Genomic DNA, 19,126 nt, shown 5'->3' on the forward strand with positions numbered 1-19,126 from the left:
TGCCGTTATGAAAATTCGATGGAAAGGTATGGGGTTGCGCCTTGCGTTGGCAATGGCGATGTTGTCTCTGACTACTCTCATCGTGTCAGCACTCTCCTCCTACACGTTTTCGGACATTAATACCCGGCTGGAACATCTGAATAACACTGACCTAAAAGCACTCGACTACGCAGCAAAACTCAATGATAAAGTCCGTCTAATCATTTCCACTGCACCTCTGCTCGGAACCGCAGACTCCAATGTCGCTCGTAATCGCGCTATGGACGACATCAACCAGGCCATTGGCGAGATGAATCAGGTCATGGTTCAGTTTCCGGACTATCATGCCTATTTCAAAGACGTCATTACTCAAATCGGAAATAGCCTGAGTCTGCTTTTTCAAAGTGAAGCTCAGTCCGAACAACTGTCTTCTCAGCTCAATTTTCTGCTTGAAGGGCTTTTCCCATTGCTAGAACTCGCTGGTGAATCGCTGGACGAACTTTCAGCCCAGGATAAGGCATCCATAGATTACGCCACCTTTCGCTCGCTCCTCTATTATCAATCTGGCTTGGCTGAGAAGTTGTACAACGATAACAGCTTCAATGAACTGGATGACACAATTCAGAGGCTTGAGTCAATTGGCGACCAGTGGTGGGAAATATGGAAAAGCAGTTCCATCTCACTACAAAACCCGACTTTGGATGATCAACTTACCGTGATCCACAACCTCACGTCTCGAGGTGGGCGTCTGTTTGCCCTAAAAGACGAAATTATTGACAGGCAATATCAGCAACAATTCTTTCTTGAGAACAGTAATACCCACCTTCACCAATTAGCTGTCCAAATTGAGCGCTACACAAACACGGTCAATTCGGATATCGACCGCTCTTTGAATACCGCCAGGCACTCTCTGGCAGCGAATCAACGAATCGCCTTGTTTTTCTCTCTTATCAGCGTAGCAGCTGCCATAGCCGTCTCATGGTTTTATGTTCAGCGAAACATTCTGCAACGCATAAGGCAGCTTCAAATGAATATGAAAGCTATTTCGAGCGGGCATCTGCTCACTCCAGTTGCCATTTCAGGGGGCGACGAAGTAACAGAAATGGCCAAAGATCTTCAGTTCTTCCAGCAAACCGCCATTGAAGTGGAGCAGACCAACAAGCGACTAGAACAGGAAGTTATTGAAAGAACAAACGCTGAGAGAAAACTCCGATCAACACAAGACGAGCTTATTCAGGCAGGGAAATTAGCCGCCCTCGGAGAGCTCAGTGTTGGTATTACACACGAAATTAACCAACCTCTGACCGCAGCCACCAGCCATGTAAGAAGCGCCAAACTGTGGCTTGGTAAAAACTCCCCTGAAAAAGCCATCACTAACTTAGAAAAAATTCAGGTGCTGCTAGCCAAAACGGCATCAATCACCAAACACCTCAGAGCCTTCGCCAGAAAAAGTGACGGGCATATGGAAAAGGTCGAGCTAAAACGCACCATTTCCGATGCCATACAATTACTTGAAAGCCGGACACCTTCCAACATCATTAAGGTAAAGGATTTACCTGACGTAATGGTCAGTGCCAATGCGATTCGACTGGAACAAGTTTTTGTCAATATTCTCGGTAACGCATTGGATGCCATTTCTACCACACCCGAACCTGATATATCGATTTCCGGCTCACTTTCACAAAATGGCGACGTTGTCGTTTCCGTCAGAGACAATGGCAGCGGCATTAAAGAGAGCGAGATCCCCCATATCTTCGATCCTTTTTATACCAACAAAGAAACTGGGGATGGTTTGGGATTGGGGCTTTCTATCGCATACAACATAATTAAAGACTTTGGAGGATCCATTTCTGCCGATTCCAACCAAACAACTGGAACCACTTTTACTTTAACTCTACGACACCAATAACGATTACAATGAAACACACTATCTTACTTATTGACGACGAACATGATGTTGTCGACGCTGTCAGCGAAATGCTGGAACTTGAAGGGTTTGACGTTGATTCTTATACCGACCCAGAACTGGGTTTAAAACAACTCAAACCAGAAAGCAATTGTGCAGTTTTATGTGATGTAAAAATGCCGACACTTGATGGGCTGAGTCTGCTCGCCGCTATTCAGAACAGAGCACCTGGCGTTCCTGTGATTCTGATGAGTGGTCATGGCGACATTCCTATGGCGATTGAAGCCATGAAAAATGGCGCTTATGATTTTCTTGAAAAGCCTCTTGAGCCTGAAACACTGACTGAAAAGTTACTCATGGCATGTCAGTCTCGTCAGTTACAACTTGAGAAACACCCCCTTCCATCATCCACTCATATCGAGGACGTAATTATTGGTGACTCCAACAAAATGGAGCTGATCCGCTCTCAGGTTCTCGCACTGGCTAAATCCAATGTCGACACCATCATCAACGGTCAGACAGGAACCGGAAAAGAAGTCATCGCCAGAGCACTTCACCTTTTCAGTAAAAGGAGGAGCAAACCCTTTGTGGCGATCAACTGTGGTGGCATGAGTGAAAGTATTATTGAGAGCGAATTGTTTGGTCATGAAGCCGGAGCCTTCACCAGCGCTAACCGAAAACGCATTGGCAAGATTGAACAGGCCAACGGCGGGACTTTGTTTCTCGATGAAATAGAAACCATGCCCATCGCTATTCAAATTAAGCTGCTAAGAGTGATACAGGAGCGCGTGATTGAGCGCGTGGGCAGCAACGAATTAATCACGGTCAACATAACCATTGTCGCAGCAAGCAAAGTGGACTTGGCACAGCTCAGTGATGCAGGCGATTTTCGTGCCGACCTTTTCTACCGGCTAAACATTGCGAGTATTCATCTGCCCCCTCTTAAAGATCGAAAAGAAGATCTTCAGAGTTTGTTTCGCCACTTTGTGCTTAAAGCTTGTGAAAAGTATTCAACCCGTGCTCCGAGCCTGTATCCAGAGCACATACAGCAACTTCACAGACATGACTGGGCGGGCAATGTTCGTGAACTCAGAAACGTAGCGGAGCGTTTTGTTCTGGGCATCGTGGGTGATGGTTTCGACCTTCAAGCCCCTATGAATCAGTCTAAAACTCAACAAGCTCTTGGGTTTGAAGAGCAAATGGATCAATACGAAAAAGACTTGCTGACAAAAGCACTGGTTAGTTCGAATGGTAACATCAACCATGTGTCTGAAATATTGGATCTTCCAAGAAAAACGCTCTATCGGAAAATGAAAAAGCATCAACTCAGTAAGGAAAGCTTCAAGGTGTCGAAGTGATTAAGGTCTGTTGACCCTAAGACATTTTTGACCCAAATCATTCGATAGGATTTTTATCTCATTGTTTTTCAATGAAATTAATTTTGGCATATCCTCTGCAATTCTCCATTTGCACACAAGGTGCTATTAAAAAATGGAGAAAACAATGAATAACGTACTTAAGGGATCGGCGCTTGTTTGCCTGTGTTTAACTGCTGGAATAGCGCAGGCTAAAGTCACCGCCGATTTAGGACCTCGTCCTATGTACTTAGTCGACAACATGGATGAAAGCCCTTTAAAAGCCAAGCTTCAAGCCTGTGAAGCAGGGCCATTTTACCGAAGTGATTTTTCGATTGGTCATCGCGGTGCCGCGATGCAGTTTCCTGAACACACAAAAGAGTCTTATCTGGCTGCAATTCGCACGGGTGCGGGCGTGCTCGAATGTGACGTAACTTTTACCAAGGATAAAGAGCTTGTCTGCCGACATTCTCAAAGCGACCTGCATACCACGACTAACGTTTTAGCTATTCCTGAACTTGCAAAAAAATGTACCGTTCCTTTTAAACCTGCCAACCTTGAAGCAGGAGAAAAAGCGCAGGCTGAATGCAGAACCTCTGATTTTACACTTGCGGAGTTCAAATCGCTTAAAGGTAAGATGGATGGCTTCAACCCTATGGCAACCACTGTTGAAGAGTACATGGATGGGACCGCAGGCTGGCGAACCGATCTTTATGCCAGCACCGGTACATTGATGACACACGCAGAAAGTGTCGCTCTTTTCAAACAGCATGGGGTTAAAGTCACACCTGAACTCAAATCTCCCGCCGTCTCAATGCCATTTAATGGGTTCTCTCAGCAAGACTACGCACAGAAGCTGATCGATGAATTGAAGGCTGCTGGAATCAAAGCGCAAGATGCCTATGTTCAGTCGTTTAATTTAGAAGACGTTAAATACTGGATTAAGCACAACCCTAAGTTTGGTAAGCAAGCCGTCTACTTGGATGACCGTGTCTACAATCAAGAAGGTTTCAAACCAGATTTGGCTGATATGAAAGCGCTTAAAGACTCTGGAGTTAATATCATCGCACCTCCGATGTATGCCCTGGTAACTCTTGATGAAAAGGGACACATCGTCGCGTCAGACTACACCAAGCTGGCAAAAGAAGCAGGGCTAGACATTATCACATGGACACTGGAACGTTCTGGACCATTAAATAATGGCGGCGGATGGTACTACCAGAGCGTTACTGACAGCATCAACAACGATGGTGACATGATGGTTATGCTTGATACGTTAGCACAGGATGTTGGTGTGTTGGGCGTATTCAGCGACTGGCCTTCAACCGTGACCTACTACGCTAACTGCATGGGTTTAAAATAATTATTCTGAGAAGGCTGAGCATTTTCAGCCTTCTCACCAAGTTAATGTTAGTTTCAAAAACGACTGGACAGATTTGACCCAAAACAGAAGAACCTTAGGGACAAATGTGACACAAATGTAAAAAAACAAAATACCAACAAGCCACATATCATTGATATTAAAGAAATAATTAATTGGCACACTCCTCGCTATTGCAATAGTGACCCTTTACAAATAATCAAACAAAAGGTTTCAAGATGAAATTAGCATATAAAGGACTGCTCATTGCTACCTCCCTACTCCTGCCTTCCGTTGCGTTGGCAGATACCTGTAACCATAAAGGCGTTCTCGACGACAGATACTGCGATGAGAACAATGACCTTGTGGCTGACACGCCAAAAAATAAAGACGACTGGCGAGACCCAAGTACCCTGGTATTTACCTATACTCCTGTTGAAGATCCCGCTATCTACAAAGATGCATTTGCTGATTTTCAGGAGCACTTAAGTAACATTACTGGTAAGCGAGTGATCTACTACACGGTGCACTCTAATTCAGCACAGGTTGAGGCAATGCGTTCCGGTAGACTGCACGTCGCTGGCTTTTCAACTGGTCCAACGGGATACGCCGTAAACTTAGCTGGCTATGTGCCAATTGCGGTAAAAGGTGACGAAAACGGATTCCAGGGATACAACCTGATCACGATCGTACGTAAAGACAGTGGTATTAACACCATGGATGATCTTAAAGGCAAACGTGTTGCGCATACCTCTGCATCTTCTAACTCGGGTAACCTTGCTCCTCGCGCCCTGTTCCCAAGCAAAGGTATAACGCCTGACAAGGACTACAAAGTGCTTTATTCAGGTAAACATGATCAGTCAATCTTGGGGGTATTCAATGGAGACTATGACGCGGCACCGGTTGCTTCAGATGTGTATGACCGAATGGTTGATGCCGGTCGAGTCGACGCCGACAAGCTGAAAATCATTTACCGCAGCCCCCGCTTCCCGACTTCCGCGTTCGGATATTCACACGATCTAAACCCTGATCTGGTTGCCAAAATCAAGGAAGCCTTTTCCACCTACCGCTTCACTCCGGAAATGAGCGCAACTTTTAAAGGTGCTGACCGTTTCTCTCCCATCACCTACAAAGAAGAGTGGGAAGTGATTCGAAACATTGCACACGCAACAGGTACCGCTTACACCAAAACCGGGCTTAAAAAGCTGGCGGAAAAAGAGGCCGCTAAGCGCGCTAAAAAGAAAGCCGCTGAATTAGCAAAACAGGCAAACAACTAACCCACTAATCCTATATTCATTTATTTCCTATGCCCTTATGGGTAGGGCATAGGCTTTCTCAAAAACAAGGAAATAACGATGACAATAGCGAGTCCACGTGGCATTGCCATCAATGAGTTGCAACATTTTTATGTCCAAGGAAAACCTATTTTAAAAGGCATCGATATTCAGATCGACGAACCAGGCATTGTGGCGATTATCGGTCCTTCAGGCACAGGTAAAAGCACACTGTTGCGCTGTATCAACCGACTGAACGATCCAACTTCAGGCGAAATTCTTTTTGACGGCAAGGACTTAACGAAACTTCAAGGTACACCACTACGTATGTTACGCCGTCACATTGGCATGGTATTTCAAGAATACAATCTAGTCGAAAGACTCTCAGTGTTAGAGAACGTATTAACAGGTCGCCTCGGCTACATGAGTGCATGGAATGCCTGGAGACGAAACTACACTCAGAAAGACATCAACAATGCGTTTGAACTACTTAAGTTTGTTGGTTTATACGATTTTGCAAATCAGCGAGCCGACAGTTTATCTGGTGGTCAGAGGCAGCGAGTCGGAATTGCCCGGGCGGTAATGCAAGACCCTTACATTTTGCTCGCCGATGAACCGACTTCTTCTCTTGACCCTAAAACAGCGGTCGAAATCATGGAATTGATGGAGCAATTAGCGGAGAAGAACCAGATCCCAGTTCTGGTGAATATTCATGATGTGAATCTGGCCAAACGCTTCGCCAAGCGAATCATAGGGATGTGTGGCGGAAAAGTGCACTACGACGGTCATCCTGATGGCATTACCGAAGAGGACTTAAAAATCATCTATGGAGGGGAATCATGGCTGGACTAACTCATCACCATGAGAATCCATTTAAAAGCCACTGGTCCAGCAAAGCCATTTGGATTGGGGTTCTCGCGTATCTCTTTTACAGTTTTTCTTCTTTAGGCATAAGCATTGACCGAATAGTGATTGGTATTGGTGAAAGTGAAAGACTTCTGTCTCGCATGTTTCCGCCCGACTTTTCACGTACGAACTTGCTGCTGAGTGGTCTTGCCGAAAGCTTGCAGATTGCGATTATTTCCAGCTTCTTCGGGATTGTTATCTCCCTCGTTCTGGGTTTACTCGCAGCCAGAAACATGATGCCTTTAGTCATCAACGCACCCGTAAGAGGATTTATCGCACTTTGTCGATCCTTCCACCCTGTGATAATTGCCATTCTGTTTGTAAAGGCAGTGGGCTTCGGTGCGCTTGCTGGGATACTAACTTTAGTATTTGCATCAATAGGCTTCATCGCAAAATTGTTTGCAGAAGCAATAGAAGAAATCTCCTTCAAGCAGGTGGAAGCCATTCGCGCTACGGGAGCAAGCTTCGCCAGCGTCGTGTTGTTCGCGGTCATGCCTCAGGTGTTTTCTCGGTTTATTGGTTTTTCAAGCTACCAACTCGACTCGAATCTTCGTAACTCCACCATGGTCGGGATTGTAGGTGCTGGTGGTTTAGGAGGAACATTGTTCTCCGCTTTTCAGCGCTTTGATTACGATTTTGTTGCGGCAATTCTTATCACCATTATTTCGTTGATTTTGATAGGTGAATTCCTGTCAAACATTGTGAGGAGAATTTTCTGATGACCACCCAGAATATCGATCATCACTGGCAAAGATTTACGCTATCAGAAAAACTGATGCGCTTTTCCGCCTACTTTTGCTTTGTACTGGCTTTGGTCTGGTCGTGGCAAACCGTGGAGGTCATTCCTGAGTTTCTGTACGACGCGCCAGCTCAATTTGCTGATATGTTTGAGCGAATGGTGCCGTTGGATTATCCCTTCTACCCAGAAACTGTTCACGCAGCCCTAATCGAAACCCTACACATTGCTACGCTGGGCACCCTATTCACCCTAATGTTTGCTGTGCCGCTGGCTCTGCTCAATGCGCCAAACATAACACCGAGCAAAACACTAAACTGGATTGCGCAATTCTTCCTGGTGTCTTCTCGCTCTGTTAACTCTTTAGTCTGGGCATTGCTTTTTATCGCCCTCTTTGGACCAGGCGTTCTAGCCGGAATAATGGCCATTGCGATTAGAAGCATCGGCTTTGTAGGCAAATTGCTCGCTGAAGCCATTACCGAAGTCAATATGGGAACCATAGAGGCTCTCCGAGCAACCGGGGCATCAACAACAAGTATTTTGCTAAAAGGATACTGGCCTCAAGTAATGCCAGCGTTCTATTCCATTGTGCTATTCCGTTGGGACATCAATGTTCGCGAATCGGCAGTACTTGGATTGGTTGGTGCAGGCGGTGTCGGCGTTGTATTGAACGACGCTCAGAACCTGTTTGAATGGCAGAAGGTTTCAGTCGTACTACTCAGTATATTTGTTGTGGTTGTACTGGCAGAAGCTCTAGTTATCCAAATTCGTAAAAAGCTGATTTAAAAAGTAAAACGAATAAGCCCGCTGTTGTAAGCGGGCTTATCAAGTTCAATTTAAATTAACTAAAGCTAGATAGGTTTAGACACCCCGGCAATAAGCGCGAGTTCATCAGGGTATTGTCTCATTTTAGCTAGCTCAACGGCTCTGCCGACAACATCCGACTCCTCAATTCCATCCAAAATTTGCCAGTTGAAAGATTGTTCCCCTCGACCTACAAGACCTTGCTCAGCCATGTGTCGAGCAATTCGATCGGCAGCTTCCAAGGCAGATGATCCTTTCACAATTTCCATTCGGGCATAGTTACTCCCTTCAAATGATACGTCTGCCGCCCTAAGCGTGACATCATTTCCGGGCACTTGCTGCGCTCCAAACAACGGCTTTCCTTCACTTTTAGCACCAGAAAATGAGGGAATAAATTTAGACATATGCTGAATCGCGCGGTTTGTACGTTCCGATTGTTGCTCTACTGTCCAACCGTGTTTAATTTTGTTGGAAAGATAACTCGGCAACTCTGGCTGCGAACTTTTTTCGGTACTGGCGACCAACCCATCATCAAACAAGGTAATAGATTCCGTCATCCCGTGGAGCTGAAATACACCGTTGGCGTAGGGCGTTAGTTGCGCCATTCCTGCCGGAGTTGCTCTTGGACCATGAAAAATAACCTCTGGCCAAAGTTGCCCGCACTCTTCCCATCTCGTCACGTAAGCGGCCTTGAACTCCACCAGACGTTGCTTAGGTTTGTTCACCCAGTCGTCAACTGTTCCCGTTTCATAACCACTTGCGTTAATGAGGTAGTCAATTTCAACCACTTCAGGTTTCAATTCATTACGGTGTACGTACGCTAGCTCCCATCCCGTATTTGTCTGTTTCACAGACTGTACTTCAGTTTCAAGAAAAACCTTACAGTGGCTTGAAGACTCTAAAGCCAGATCAACCGTAGATGAGAGACGGAATACACTCCACCCAAACTCCTGAACCGCTATGACTGGAAACTTGATTTGTTCAAGATCGGTGTGTTGGGCAAACGGAATCATCCAGTCATCGAAGGTCACAGGTTCTTTTGGCTGAGTTTTGTCTTTCAAGGAAAGTAATTTTTCCTTGGAATATTCAACAAAGTAGCTTTCTGGCTCCCCAAGCACTTTATTTGTGGGGTCCTGATTTACCAGAGACTGGTAATAAGCTTTGATTGCATTTAGGCGAGGCAATATCTCTGTCGCACTGCCCGAATCGCTGTTTGGAACTGCGAGAACGGTAGGTCGGATATTAATGGTGTGACGATACAATTTTACCGTATCTATGGATTGCCTAAGCAGCTCAATACACTGGACTTCAGAAATCTCCCGATATAAATTGCCACCTGCATGTAAATGGCAGATGGGTGGACCACTTACTAAACTGTCTCGCTTCTCAAAAAGCGATACGTCTAACCCCATCTCAGATAATTTCAGAGCGGCCGTTGAACCTGCTATTCCACCACCAATAATGCCAACTTTAACTGATTCGTGTTCTTTGAATGCTTTGAGGGTCATGTCTTTGCTAAGTATTTTAATTACCTAAGTATTTTACTCAGATATTGTTTTGAAGAAAATCACATTTTTCTTGTACTTATTAGTTATAAAGAAGGATCAAAAAAAACTTAAAAAATACTTGACCGATAGGCTTGAAGATAAGGACATTTCAGTTTTGTGAATAACAAATTGCTGCAAAGTTCCTAAGCTACTGGCTTGGGCGAATATCAAGTGATATTTCGCCCAAAGTTATCCCAATATTTATCCACCGATTTTGTGGATAAGTCACCCTTAGTTATTCACAGCAGGTCAGTATGCACCTTTATTCACAGGAATTAATAACCGTTTTATCAGGGTGTTAAGAACTAATCCAAGTGTCGCAAAACTGAGCACTGGAAGAATTAACCACAACCAAGGGTGTGCATTAGGTGTTAATTCGAATCCCCATTTCATTAAGCTTGCTACACTGACCTCGGCACCAAAGCTTGCAATTATTCCTGCAATAATTGCCATTAAACCAAATTCGCACCATAGAGTATTAGAAATACGCTTTTTCGACGCTCCGAGCGTGCGGTAGAGGCGTATTTCCTGCTGGCGCTGTGAAAGGCTTAACCGCAGCAAAGTGAAAATAAGCATTAAACCGGCAATCACTCCTAATGCAGCAAGCACAGTAATAGCCCAGACGATTTGTCTGAGGAGCTCTTGTATCTTAGCGCCCATGGTACTGATATCCATCACACTGACCGTTGGATAGCTTCTGGATAGCTGGTTCAGGAATGGTTTTTGTTCATCATTGATGCGAAAGCTAACTAGGTAAGTGGAAGGAATACTTTCCAACACATCAGGTGAGAAAATGAAGTAAAAGTTCGGTTTCATCTCACGCCATTCTACATGACGCACCGAATCCACTTTTGCTTCAACAGTAACTCCATTTATCACATACGTAAGAGTGTCTCCTATCTCCAGCCCAAGCTCTGACATGACATCGCTTTCAACAGATACAGAACCTTTCCCTACCCACTCACCTTCCAGCAAATCATTGTGCGCCGGAATCTGATCAGCCCAGGTAAAGTTCAATTCTCTACTCAGAGCATCAGTCTCTTCTTCAGCTCCCCGCTTATTAAGAACGTAATCCTTCGCAGGGATACCATTGATGGTGCTTACACGACCACGAATAATAGGATAAGCCTCAGATCGATCCTGAACATTTTCATCCAACGTGGTCAGATAGCTGTCGACTTCGGTAGAGGCAATATTTAACGCAAACACGTTTGGTGCATCATCAGGCAATGTTTGCTGCCAGTCCGATAACAAGTCTGTTCTGACCAGCCAAATCACTGAAAGTAGCATTAATGAAAGTGCCAGAGCAGCAAACTGTACGCCACTTGCTACGCTGGTTCGGTTCAGTCGGCTGACTGCGAGCTTCATCGTGGTGTTCATGGGAAGCTTGCTGACCAATCGAGTCAGTAATGAACTGACCAAGCCAAGCACCGCGAACAAAACGACAATACCGACGAGCACCATCCACACCATTAGGTTGCTACCATAAACCACAAGCATCGGAATCACTGGAACCAAAAGAAGCAATAGTGATTTTCTATTAACTTTCAGTGCCGAATCCTGCATCACACTCAACGCAGGTGTGTTTAAAAGATGCAGCAAAGGAATCCCCAGTGCGGGTACACTGATCAGAATACAAGTCACGACTGAATATAAGTATGGAGAGATGCCATACGAAGGCAGTGGGTCTGGCAGTAAGTCAGCCATTGGCAATCGAAGTAAAACCTCTAAACCAATTCCGATCGCTATACCAAAAGTAATTCCAATAGCAAACAAAACCCCTAACTGCACCCACAACCAGCGAGCAATCCAGTTTTTGCTCGCACCAATACTCTTCAGCATTGCAATTGTCTGCCGGCGGTTAGAGACATAATGCTGGCAGGTCAATACCAACGTCGTTGCCGCCATCAATATTACAATGGCAACAGTCAGTGAAAGATATTGTTTTGTTCTGGAAAAGACATCAGACGTGCGGCTTTGGGTATTTTCAGTTAACCAACGATCGCTCGGCGTTAACTCCGTGCTGTCGACGATTGACTGAATTGCATTGGAATCGCCGTTTAGAAATAACCGGAACTGAACACGGCTACCAAGCTGTAACGCTCCTGTTTTTTCTATGTCAGCACTGTTGATCATCACTGACGGCATTTGCTGAAACGGGTTAAAAGATAATCCGGGCTCTTCAGTAATCACACCTGTAACTTGTAAGTCAGCATCACCTATAGTGACGCTGTCACCAATATTTACATTCAGCTGATCCATGACTCGCTGTTCAAGCCAGAGTTCACCTTGCGACACCGATGATTTATTACCACTCTCATCGGTTAGGATAAGCTCACCACGCAGTGGGTAGGCATCGCCAACTGCCTTGACGGTCACAAGCTGCATGTCTTCATCACTGAACGCCATGGTGGCAAAGCGAGTAAGAGTGGTGGTTTCCAAATTGTTATCTCTTACCTGACCCAAAAGTAACTCAGGAATGGGATTAGCGGAAACAAACACAGAATCGGCAGTAAGAGCGTCTTTGCCTTGCTTTACGATTACCTGCTCCATTCGGTCTGCGAGTGCCGTCAGAGCAAAAATACAAGCGATGATAAGAGTGAGTGCAGCAGAAATAGGCCACAACTGACCCTGACGAATTTCTCTCAAACTCCAACTGAAAAGCTGCCGATTTGGCATTTTAATTTTAGGTTGAACAACCTGAGCTTGAATTTCTTCCATTACGCGACCTCCAACTGACCAGCTTGCATGTGGAAGGTGCGATCGCATCGTTTCGCTAATTCCGGATCATGAGTAACCAGAATCAACGTGGTTCCATGTTGTTTATTGAGGTCAAAAAGACGCTCCACAATATTAGAAGCGGTGTGCTGATCCAGATTGCCTGTAGGTTCATCGGCAAACAGGATCTGCGGTTTGATCATAAAAGCTCTGGCAAGGGCGACACGCTGTTGTTCACCACCAGAAAGCTGAGTAGGAAGGTGGTTTTCACGATGACCAAGCCCGACAGACTCCAGAAGGGAGCGCGCTCGGTCAATATCTTCCTCTTCACCTTTGAGCAAGCAAGGTAACGTCACGTTTTCGATTGCCGTTAAACTTGGAATTAAAAGGAAGCTCTGAAAAACAAAGCCGACGGTTTCGCTTCGCAAAGCGGCTCGTGCCTCATCATCTAATTTTGAAAGCGGTTTACCCAGTAAAGTGATTTCACCTGAAGTGGGTGTGTCAAGCCCCGCCAGTAGGGTCATGAGAGTGGATTTTCCTGCACCAGAAGTACCTACGATTGCGACGCTCTCACCACGATTAATTTCTAAATTTACGTTTTCAAGGATTGTTAAATGTTCTTGATTAGTAGTAACTTGTTTAGAAATTGAATCAGCTTTTATGACGGATGATGGCATGTTACGTTTCCTTTCGGTCTTATTTTGTTTTCTGTTTTCTACTATAGCGTCTGCACAGACCCTACTCATCTTGGGTGACAGCTTAAGTGCGGGCTATCAAATGAAAGCCGAACAAAGTTGGCCATCCTTACTTTCGCATTCTCTAAATGAATATGACCTGAATGTCTCAATACAGAACGGCAGTGTTTCAGGTGACACAACAGGTAATGGACTGGCGAAACTTCCAGGATTGCTTGAGGAACACAGTCCAAATTGGGTTCTCATTGAGCTTGGTGCCAATGATGGTTTACGAGGTTTTCCACCCAAAACGATCAACAAAAACCTTCGCAAACTGATTGAATTGAGCGAAGATTCTGGAGCGACCCCAATCTTAATGCAAATTCGTGTTCCACCTAACTATGGTACACGCTACAGCAATTTGTTCGCAGACATCTACGTAGACCTCGCCGATGAGTATAAAATTCCACTCATTCCATTCTTTTTAGAACAGGTCATAATCAAACCTGAATGGATGATGAGTGATGGTTTGCACCCAAAACCAGAAGCTCAACCCTGGATTTCTGATTTTGTAGCACAACAAATCGCCCCAATTCTAAAAAATGACACCAATTACTAACGGTTTGCTGTTCTAGCTCAATTCCATATATCCTCAAATAAGTTAAGGTTAAACAGTTGCCGATATAACTAGGATAAAAAAAATGCAGAACAAGCCAATCATTGAAGGTGTTATCGCACGCTCAGCAAACTCCGAAGGTTGTCGCAAAACGGTCGATAAACAAATTGAAAGTGTAAAAAACAGTCAATCTGTAAACACTTCACCCAAACGTGTACTTATATTGGGCGGCTCATCTGGATTTGGACTTGCAGCTAGAATTGCGCTGACTTTTGGTGGTGCCAATGCAGACACTATCAGTGTTTCATACGAAAAAGCCCCTACCGAAGAATTCAGCGGCAGTGCTGGCTGGCACAATAATGAATACTTTAAACAGGTCGCTAGCGAAGAAGGTCGAGTCGCCGTAAACATTAATGGCGATGCGTTTTCTTCCCAAACCCGCGAACAGGTGGTTGAAGCCATCGAAACGTATTTTGAAGGTGAAGTCGACCTCATCGTATACAGTATCGCGGCAGGCAGAAGACCTGTTGGAAATGGCGATTTTTGGTGCTCCTCCATTAAACCACTGGATGAAGCTGTTGTCGGTGCCTCTATTCGCTTGGATAACGACACTTGGGAAGAACAAACTATTCCACCAGCCACACCTCAAGAGCTAGAATCCACAGTTAAAGTGATGGGCGGTGAAGACTGGGAAAGCTGGATAGACACGCTGATTAACGCCGATTCCATAGCCCCTGGCTGTAAAACCGTCGCGTTCTCTTATGTTGGATCTGAGGTCACCCACCCTATTTATCTCGATGGCACACTTGGTCACGCCAAAATCGATCTACACCAAACCAGTCACTCCTTAAATCTTAAGCTTTCACAGTATCAAGGCGGTGCCTATGCCTGTGTCTGTAAAGCACTTGTCACCAAGGCTTCTGTGTTTATTCCGACGTTCAGCCCTTATATTTTGGCGCTGTACAAAATCATGAAAGAAAAAGGAACACATGAAGGGTGTATCGAACAGATGCAGCGTTTATTCCGTGACAAACTGTTTATGGACACTGTACCCGTGGATTGCGAACGATTGATTCGCTTGGACGAGTTTGAGCTGGATAGTGATACACAAAATCAAGTTCAGCAAATACTTAAAAACATGAATGCTGACAATTTCAAAGAGCTTGGCGACTTCCAAGGGTATAAATCGGATTTTCTGGAGCTTAACGGTTACCTTTCTGAGCAAAGCTAAATTAAACGTTTGATAAACCAGTCAGGCACTCTAACTCTTTGTTATTTGGGAAGAGTGCCTGCTAGTTTCTAATGATGTTCAAACAACATTTCCTATTAAAAAGCTCAGACTCAGATCTCAAACTTACGCATTGAACTGAAACCGCCGTGAAAAAATGGTGTACTGACTCTATTTTGCGACAATTCCACATCTAACCCGCTGTACGGCGATCCGCCGTCATATAATGATCATATGAAAGCAAGGTAATCGCAGTAACGGAAAGGACTCCATGTCGAAAATTGACGTCAGTCAGATAGAAATCCCAGCGTACATGCAAAAGAGCTGGCAGCAAGTCGTAAACTTAGTCGCGGAATTATCGGACGTTCCGTCTGCACTGATCATGAAAGTGCATCGACACTCTATCGAAGTCTACAAAGCCAACGATTCTACCGAATCACCCTACCGGGAAAACGAATGTGAGCCTCTTAATGGTCAGCTTTACTGCGAAACGGTCATCACCGAACAACGATCATTGAGTGTTCCCAATGCCTTGAAAGATAAAGAATGGGATGACAACCCTGATGTGTCGCTCGGTATGATCGCCTATCACGGTCTTCCTCTCAACTGGCCTTGCGGCGAACCATTTGGAACCATCTGTATTCTGGATAACCAAGAAAACGCTTTCACTCCGACAATAATGGCATTGTTGGATTCTTTTCGGGAGTCCGTTGAATCTCAGTTGACGCTGCTCTACCAGCAATATCAGTTAGAACAAACAAATAAAGAGTTGAGAAGCCGGGTTCAGAGCCGCACACAAGATCTCGCCAGTCTTAACTATTCTTTGGGAACTGAGATCGACCGACGTAAAGCCGCAGAACAAAAGGTGCTGTACCAACAGTCGCATGATTTGGGAACCGGCTTTCTGAATCGTCTTGCGCTTATCGATGAAGCTCAGACTTTGCTGGGTCAGATGAAATCAACGGATCACACATTGGCGTTTGTGCATGTCGGCTTTACCAATGGTCGCCGCCTGCTTGCCAAGCATGGGTACGAAGTGTTTGATACTGTGCTCAAGGAGTATCGAAAGCGAGTTGGCTTCATCGATGTGTTACACAGCATAACCGCACGCACATCGACCATCGATCTGGTCTTTGCTCTTGAAATCGACGAAGCTCAGCATAACCTCGCGGCTCTCTGCCAAAAGCTAGTAGATATTGGTCAGTCGGAATTTTTCATTAATGGGCAGCCTTTGCACCTACATGCGTTTATTGGCGTGGCAACGTCTTACGACGCAGACAACGCCAATCTGATGCTAAAGCATGCGGGAGAAGCCATGCTGGCGTGCAAGGATTCCGGTAAAAAGTACGCGTTTTATGCCAACTCCAATATTACTACCCCCACCAATAACCAGCTTGAAAGCTACCTGCTACAAGCTGTACGAAACGATGATTTAACTCTGTATTTTCAACCTAAGGTTTCACCGAGAAATGGCTATTGGTTGGGTGCAGAGGCGTTGCTTCGGTGGAACCACCCCGTACTTGGCCAGGTCTCGAACGACTCTTTAATTCAGCTCGCCGAGAAAAATGGTCTGATTTTCGAGGTCGGTAATTATGTACTCCGCAGCGCCATTCAGCGTGCAGCTGAATGGACCAAATACATGAAAGATTTTCGAGTTGCGATAAATGTGTCAGCGGTGCAGTTGAGAGATCCTAATTTTGTCGACCAGATAGAACAACTCCTTGATTACTATAAGCTAAATCCTAACAGCTTAGAGCTTGAGGTGACCGAGTCCAGCCTGATAGCCGACGAATTTCTTGCCGGGCAGACACTAAGAAAGCTTCATGGTCTAGGTGTGACACTGTCACTAGATGACTTTGGAACGGGCTATTCATCCTTTAGTTACCTAAAAAAATACCCATTCGACTGCATCAAAATTGACAAAAGCTTCATCAATCAAATTTCAGGTAGCGAGCAGGACAAGGAAATCATCCGTTCAATTATCCATGTTGCGAAGAAGCTGAAACTCAAAGTTGTGATGGAAGGTGTCGAAAGCCATGACCAAGAGCAGTTCATTCTTGATGAAGGCTGTGATTATGTTCAGGGCTACTTGTATGGAAAACCAATGAACAGTCGAGAGTTTGAGAACAGCTTGATCAGCAAGAAATTCAACGGGCAAAGAATCGCAGCGCGTCATTGATTTATCTTTCGTTGAACTCCGTCACGTTACCTCTAGAATCTCAAGGGTACTCAGGTATAATCTCGCCCTAATTCCTTTCTGAATAGTGACTCGTTCCATGGATCAACTGATCTCCAAACTGAAAAAAATAGAAAAACAAAACTATCGCAGTTACCAGCAAATAAAAGGCAACTACGATTTCGGAGATTTTGAGCTGTTCATAGACAACACTCAAGCCGATCCATATGCTCCACCTTCGCGTGTACGCGCTTTCCGAAAATGGTCTTTAACCGAACTCGCATGGCTAAAAGACACCTCATCAGCGTACCAAAGAGCCGCAAGAGATTTTATCGCACGCTCCTTTTCCCATTTTGCTGCCCAGGAAAACAGCGTGACAATCGCGTTAACCGGTCAAACTGTGCTTGATCAAACGGCTGTGATTTTCACTGAAGAAGGCATTGAACTGAGATTCCGTGTTGATCTACCAGCAGACGGTCGAACTGTGTTGGGTAAGAAAGCCATAAATATCCTAACCTTCCACCTACCTAAGTTCATCCGCAAAGCGACCCTGAACCGCGAACTGGACATTGAAAGATTAAAAGCACATTGTGAAGCAGTGGAAGATCAGGTTGCGCTGCGCAGTCAACTCGCTGAACATAACCTTCTTGCGTTCATTGCTAACGGCAGTGTGCTGCCGCGTAAAGCGGGCAACATCGATTTGCCAATGGTAGATGCGGTTGCTTTTCAATCTCCTGACTCTTTGGAAGTTGAATTGGACACTCCAAATTCAGGAAAAATAAAAGGCATGGGTATCCCGAATGGAATTACGCTTGTTGTGGGTGGCGGTTTTCACGGAAAATCGACTCTGCTCAATGCGGCGGAACGTTCCATTTATGACCATATTCCCGGAGATGGTCGCGAAAGAATCGTGACCGATGCCAATGCGATGAAAATTCGTGCAGAAGACGGTCGATGCGTGCACGAGCTTAACTTATCGAACTACATCAATCATCTGCCCCAAGGAAAAAGTACTGAGTCGTTTTCTACTCAGGATGCTTCCGGCTCTACATCGCAAGCCGCTTGGCTACAGGAATCTCTGGAGTCTGGAGCAACTGCATTGCTTATTGACGAAGATACGTCTGCGACGAACTTTATGATTCGCGATGAGCGTATGCAGGCTTTAGTCAGTAAAGGCGAAGAACCTATTACCCCTTTGGTTGACCGAATTGGTCAGATCCGTGATGAACTATCAGTTTCAACGCTGATCGTTATGGGCGGCTCTGGAGACTATCTTGATGTCGCAGATACTGTGATTCAGATGCATGATTACCAAGCCATTGACGTGACCGAGAAAGCGAAAGAAGTGATCAAACTTCACCCGACGCAGCGCGTTCAGGAAGCCACTGATTCTCTAGAACGTTTGTCGCCACGCTCCTTCAATGCAAAAGCACTTCAAAATATTCTGGCTGACGGTAAATTCCGAGTCGGTGCCAAAGGCAAGTCAAGCCTGCGTTTTGGCAAAGAAAGGGTCGATCTTAGTGCATTGGAGCAGATTGAATCCGAAAGCCAGCTTAACGCTGTAGGCTGGCTTTGGTTCCAGTTAGCTCAAATTCAGGGATGGTCTAAAAATCCTGCCAAAGATATTGAACAAATGCTCAGTAACCCTGAGTGGTTTAGCACCATGCCAAATAATGGCGATCTTGCTAAACCGCGTGTTATTGACGTAATGGCCGCACTCAACAGAATGCGTCAGTCACAGTTCAAATCTAACTAAAAAAATAAAGGAGCCGAACGGCTCCTTAATTGTATCTTCTCCAGAAACGTCTGGATTCGATACGCAATTACATTCCAGTCAAAGGAATAAA

14 protein-coding genes are annotated in these 19,126 nt (G+C 45.2%); 11 read left to right on the forward strand and 3 right to left on the reverse strand.

Annotation, left to right across the window (positions count from 1 at the left end):
* The first annotated feature begins 7 nt into the window (after positions 1 to 7).
* From QMG91_RS23680 to phnE (QMG91_RS23710), 7 genes are all read left to right on the forward strand, one after another.
* Positions 8 to 1,888, forward strand: a complete 1,881-nt coding sequence (locus QMG91_RS23680) for an ATP-binding protein (protein WP_281830538.1) — start codon at positions 8 to 10, stop codon at positions 1,886 to 1,888.
* Positions 1,889 to 1,896: 8 nt separating this feature from the next.
* Complete coding sequence (locus QMG91_RS23685; protein WP_409351268.1) at positions 1,897 to 3,243, forward strand: sigma-54-dependent transcriptional regulator; 1,347 nt, start codon at positions 1,897 to 1,899, stop codon at positions 3,241 to 3,243.
* A 145-nt stretch (positions 3,244 to 3,388) separates the two neighbouring features.
* On the forward strand, positions 3,389 to 4,603 hold the full coding sequence (locus QMG91_RS23690; RefSeq protein ID WP_281830539.1) for a glycerophosphodiester phosphodiesterase family protein: 1,215 nt from the start codon (positions 3,389 to 3,391) through the stop codon (positions 4,601 to 4,603).
* A 236-nt stretch (positions 4,604 to 4,839) separates the two neighbouring features.
* Positions 4,840 to 5,877 carry a phosphate/phosphite/phosphonate ABC transporter substrate-binding protein gene (phnD, locus tag QMG91_RS23695; protein WP_004409365.1) on the forward strand — a complete coding sequence of 346 codons (1,038 nt, stop codon included), beginning with the start codon at positions 4,840 to 4,842 and terminating at the stop codon, positions 5,875 to 5,877.
* Positions 5,878 to 5,955: 78 nt separating this feature from the next.
* Complete coding sequence (phnC, locus tag QMG91_RS23700) at positions 5,956 to 6,726, forward strand: phosphonate ABC transporter ATP-binding protein (protein ID WP_281830540.1); 771 nt, start codon at positions 5,956 to 5,958, stop codon at positions 6,724 to 6,726.
* Positions 6,714 to 7,499: a phosphonate ABC transporter, permease protein PhnE gene (gene phnE / locus QMG91_RS23705; protein WP_281830541.1), complete on the forward strand. Its 786-nt coding sequence runs from the start codon at positions 6,714 to 6,716 to the stop codon at positions 7,497 to 7,499. Before phnC ends, phnE (QMG91_RS23705) begins: the two co-directional genes overlap by 13 nt.
* The gene (gene phnE / locus QMG91_RS23710) at positions 7,499 to 8,302 is read left to right on the forward strand and encodes a phosphonate ABC transporter, permease protein PhnE (protein WP_281830542.1); all 804 of its coding nucleotides are present in this window, start codon (positions 7,499 to 7,501) and stop codon (positions 8,300 to 8,302) included. The genes phnE (QMG91_RS23705) and phnE (QMG91_RS23710) overlap by 1 nt, the downstream gene beginning before the upstream one ends.
* 65 nt (positions 8,303 to 8,367) lie before the next feature.
* Here the strand turns inward: phnE (QMG91_RS23710) and QMG91_RS23715 are convergent, their stop codons facing one another.
* The 3 genes from QMG91_RS23715 to QMG91_RS23725 all read right to left on the reverse strand — a co-directional run bounded on the left by QMG91_RS23715 (position 8,368) and on the right by QMG91_RS23725 (position 13,262).
* Positions 8,368 to 9,828 carry an NAD(P)-binding protein gene (locus tag QMG91_RS23715; protein ID WP_281830543.1) on the reverse strand — a complete coding sequence of 487 codons (1,461 nt, stop codon included), beginning with the start codon at positions 9,826 to 9,828 and terminating at the stop codon, positions 8,368 to 8,370.
* Positions 9,829 to 10,116: 288 nt separating this feature from the next.
* Positions 10,117 to 12,588 (reverse strand): ABC transporter permease, encoded by a 2,472-nt coding sequence (locus QMG91_RS23720; RefSeq protein ID WP_281830544.1) that lies wholly within the window; start codon positions 12,586 to 12,588, stop codon positions 10,117 to 10,119.
* The gene (locus QMG91_RS23725) at positions 12,588 to 13,262 is read right to left on the reverse strand and encodes an ABC transporter ATP-binding protein (protein WP_281830545.1); all 675 of its coding nucleotides are present in this window, start codon (positions 13,260 to 13,262) and stop codon (positions 12,588 to 12,590) included. Before QMG91_RS23725 ends, QMG91_RS23720 begins: the two co-directional genes overlap by 1 nt.
* On the opposite strand from QMG91_RS23725, the gene QMG91_RS23730 reads away from it, so the two are divergent.
* From QMG91_RS23730 to QMG91_RS23745, 4 genes are all read left to right on the forward strand, one after another.
* The gene (locus QMG91_RS23730; RefSeq protein WP_004409353.1) at positions 13,261 to 13,878 is read left to right on the forward strand and encodes a GDSL-type esterase/lipase family protein; all 618 of its coding nucleotides are present in this window, start codon (positions 13,261 to 13,263) and stop codon (positions 13,876 to 13,878) included. The two genes, QMG91_RS23725 and QMG91_RS23730, sit on opposite strands and share 2 nt — an antisense overlap.
* 82 nt (positions 13,879 to 13,960) lie before the next feature.
* Positions 13,961 to 15,106, forward strand: coding sequence for an enoyl-ACP reductase FabV (gene fabV, locus QMG91_RS23735; protein WP_281830546.1), 1,146 nt, complete (start codon positions 13,961 to 13,963; stop codon positions 15,104 to 15,106).
* Positions 15,107 to 15,374: 268 nt separating this feature from the next.
* Positions 15,375 to 17,282: a putative bifunctional diguanylate cyclase/phosphodiesterase gene (locus tag QMG91_RS23740; protein WP_022591901.1), complete on the forward strand. Its 1,908-nt coding sequence runs from the start codon at positions 15,375 to 15,377 to the stop codon at positions 17,280 to 17,282.
* 97 nt (positions 17,283 to 17,379) lie between these two features.
* Positions 17,380 to 19,035: an ABC-ATPase domain-containing protein gene (locus tag QMG91_RS23745; protein WP_281830547.1), complete on the forward strand. Its 1,656-nt coding sequence runs from the start codon at positions 17,380 to 17,382 to the stop codon at positions 19,033 to 19,035.
* Positions 19,036 to 19,126 lie beyond the last annotated feature (91 nt).

The sequence above is a fragment of the Vibrio nigripulchritudo genome, from assembly GCF_027924785.1.
Taxonomy (GTDB): Bacteria; Pseudomonadota; Gammaproteobacteria; order Enterobacterales; family Vibrionaceae; genus Vibrio; species Vibrio nigripulchritudo.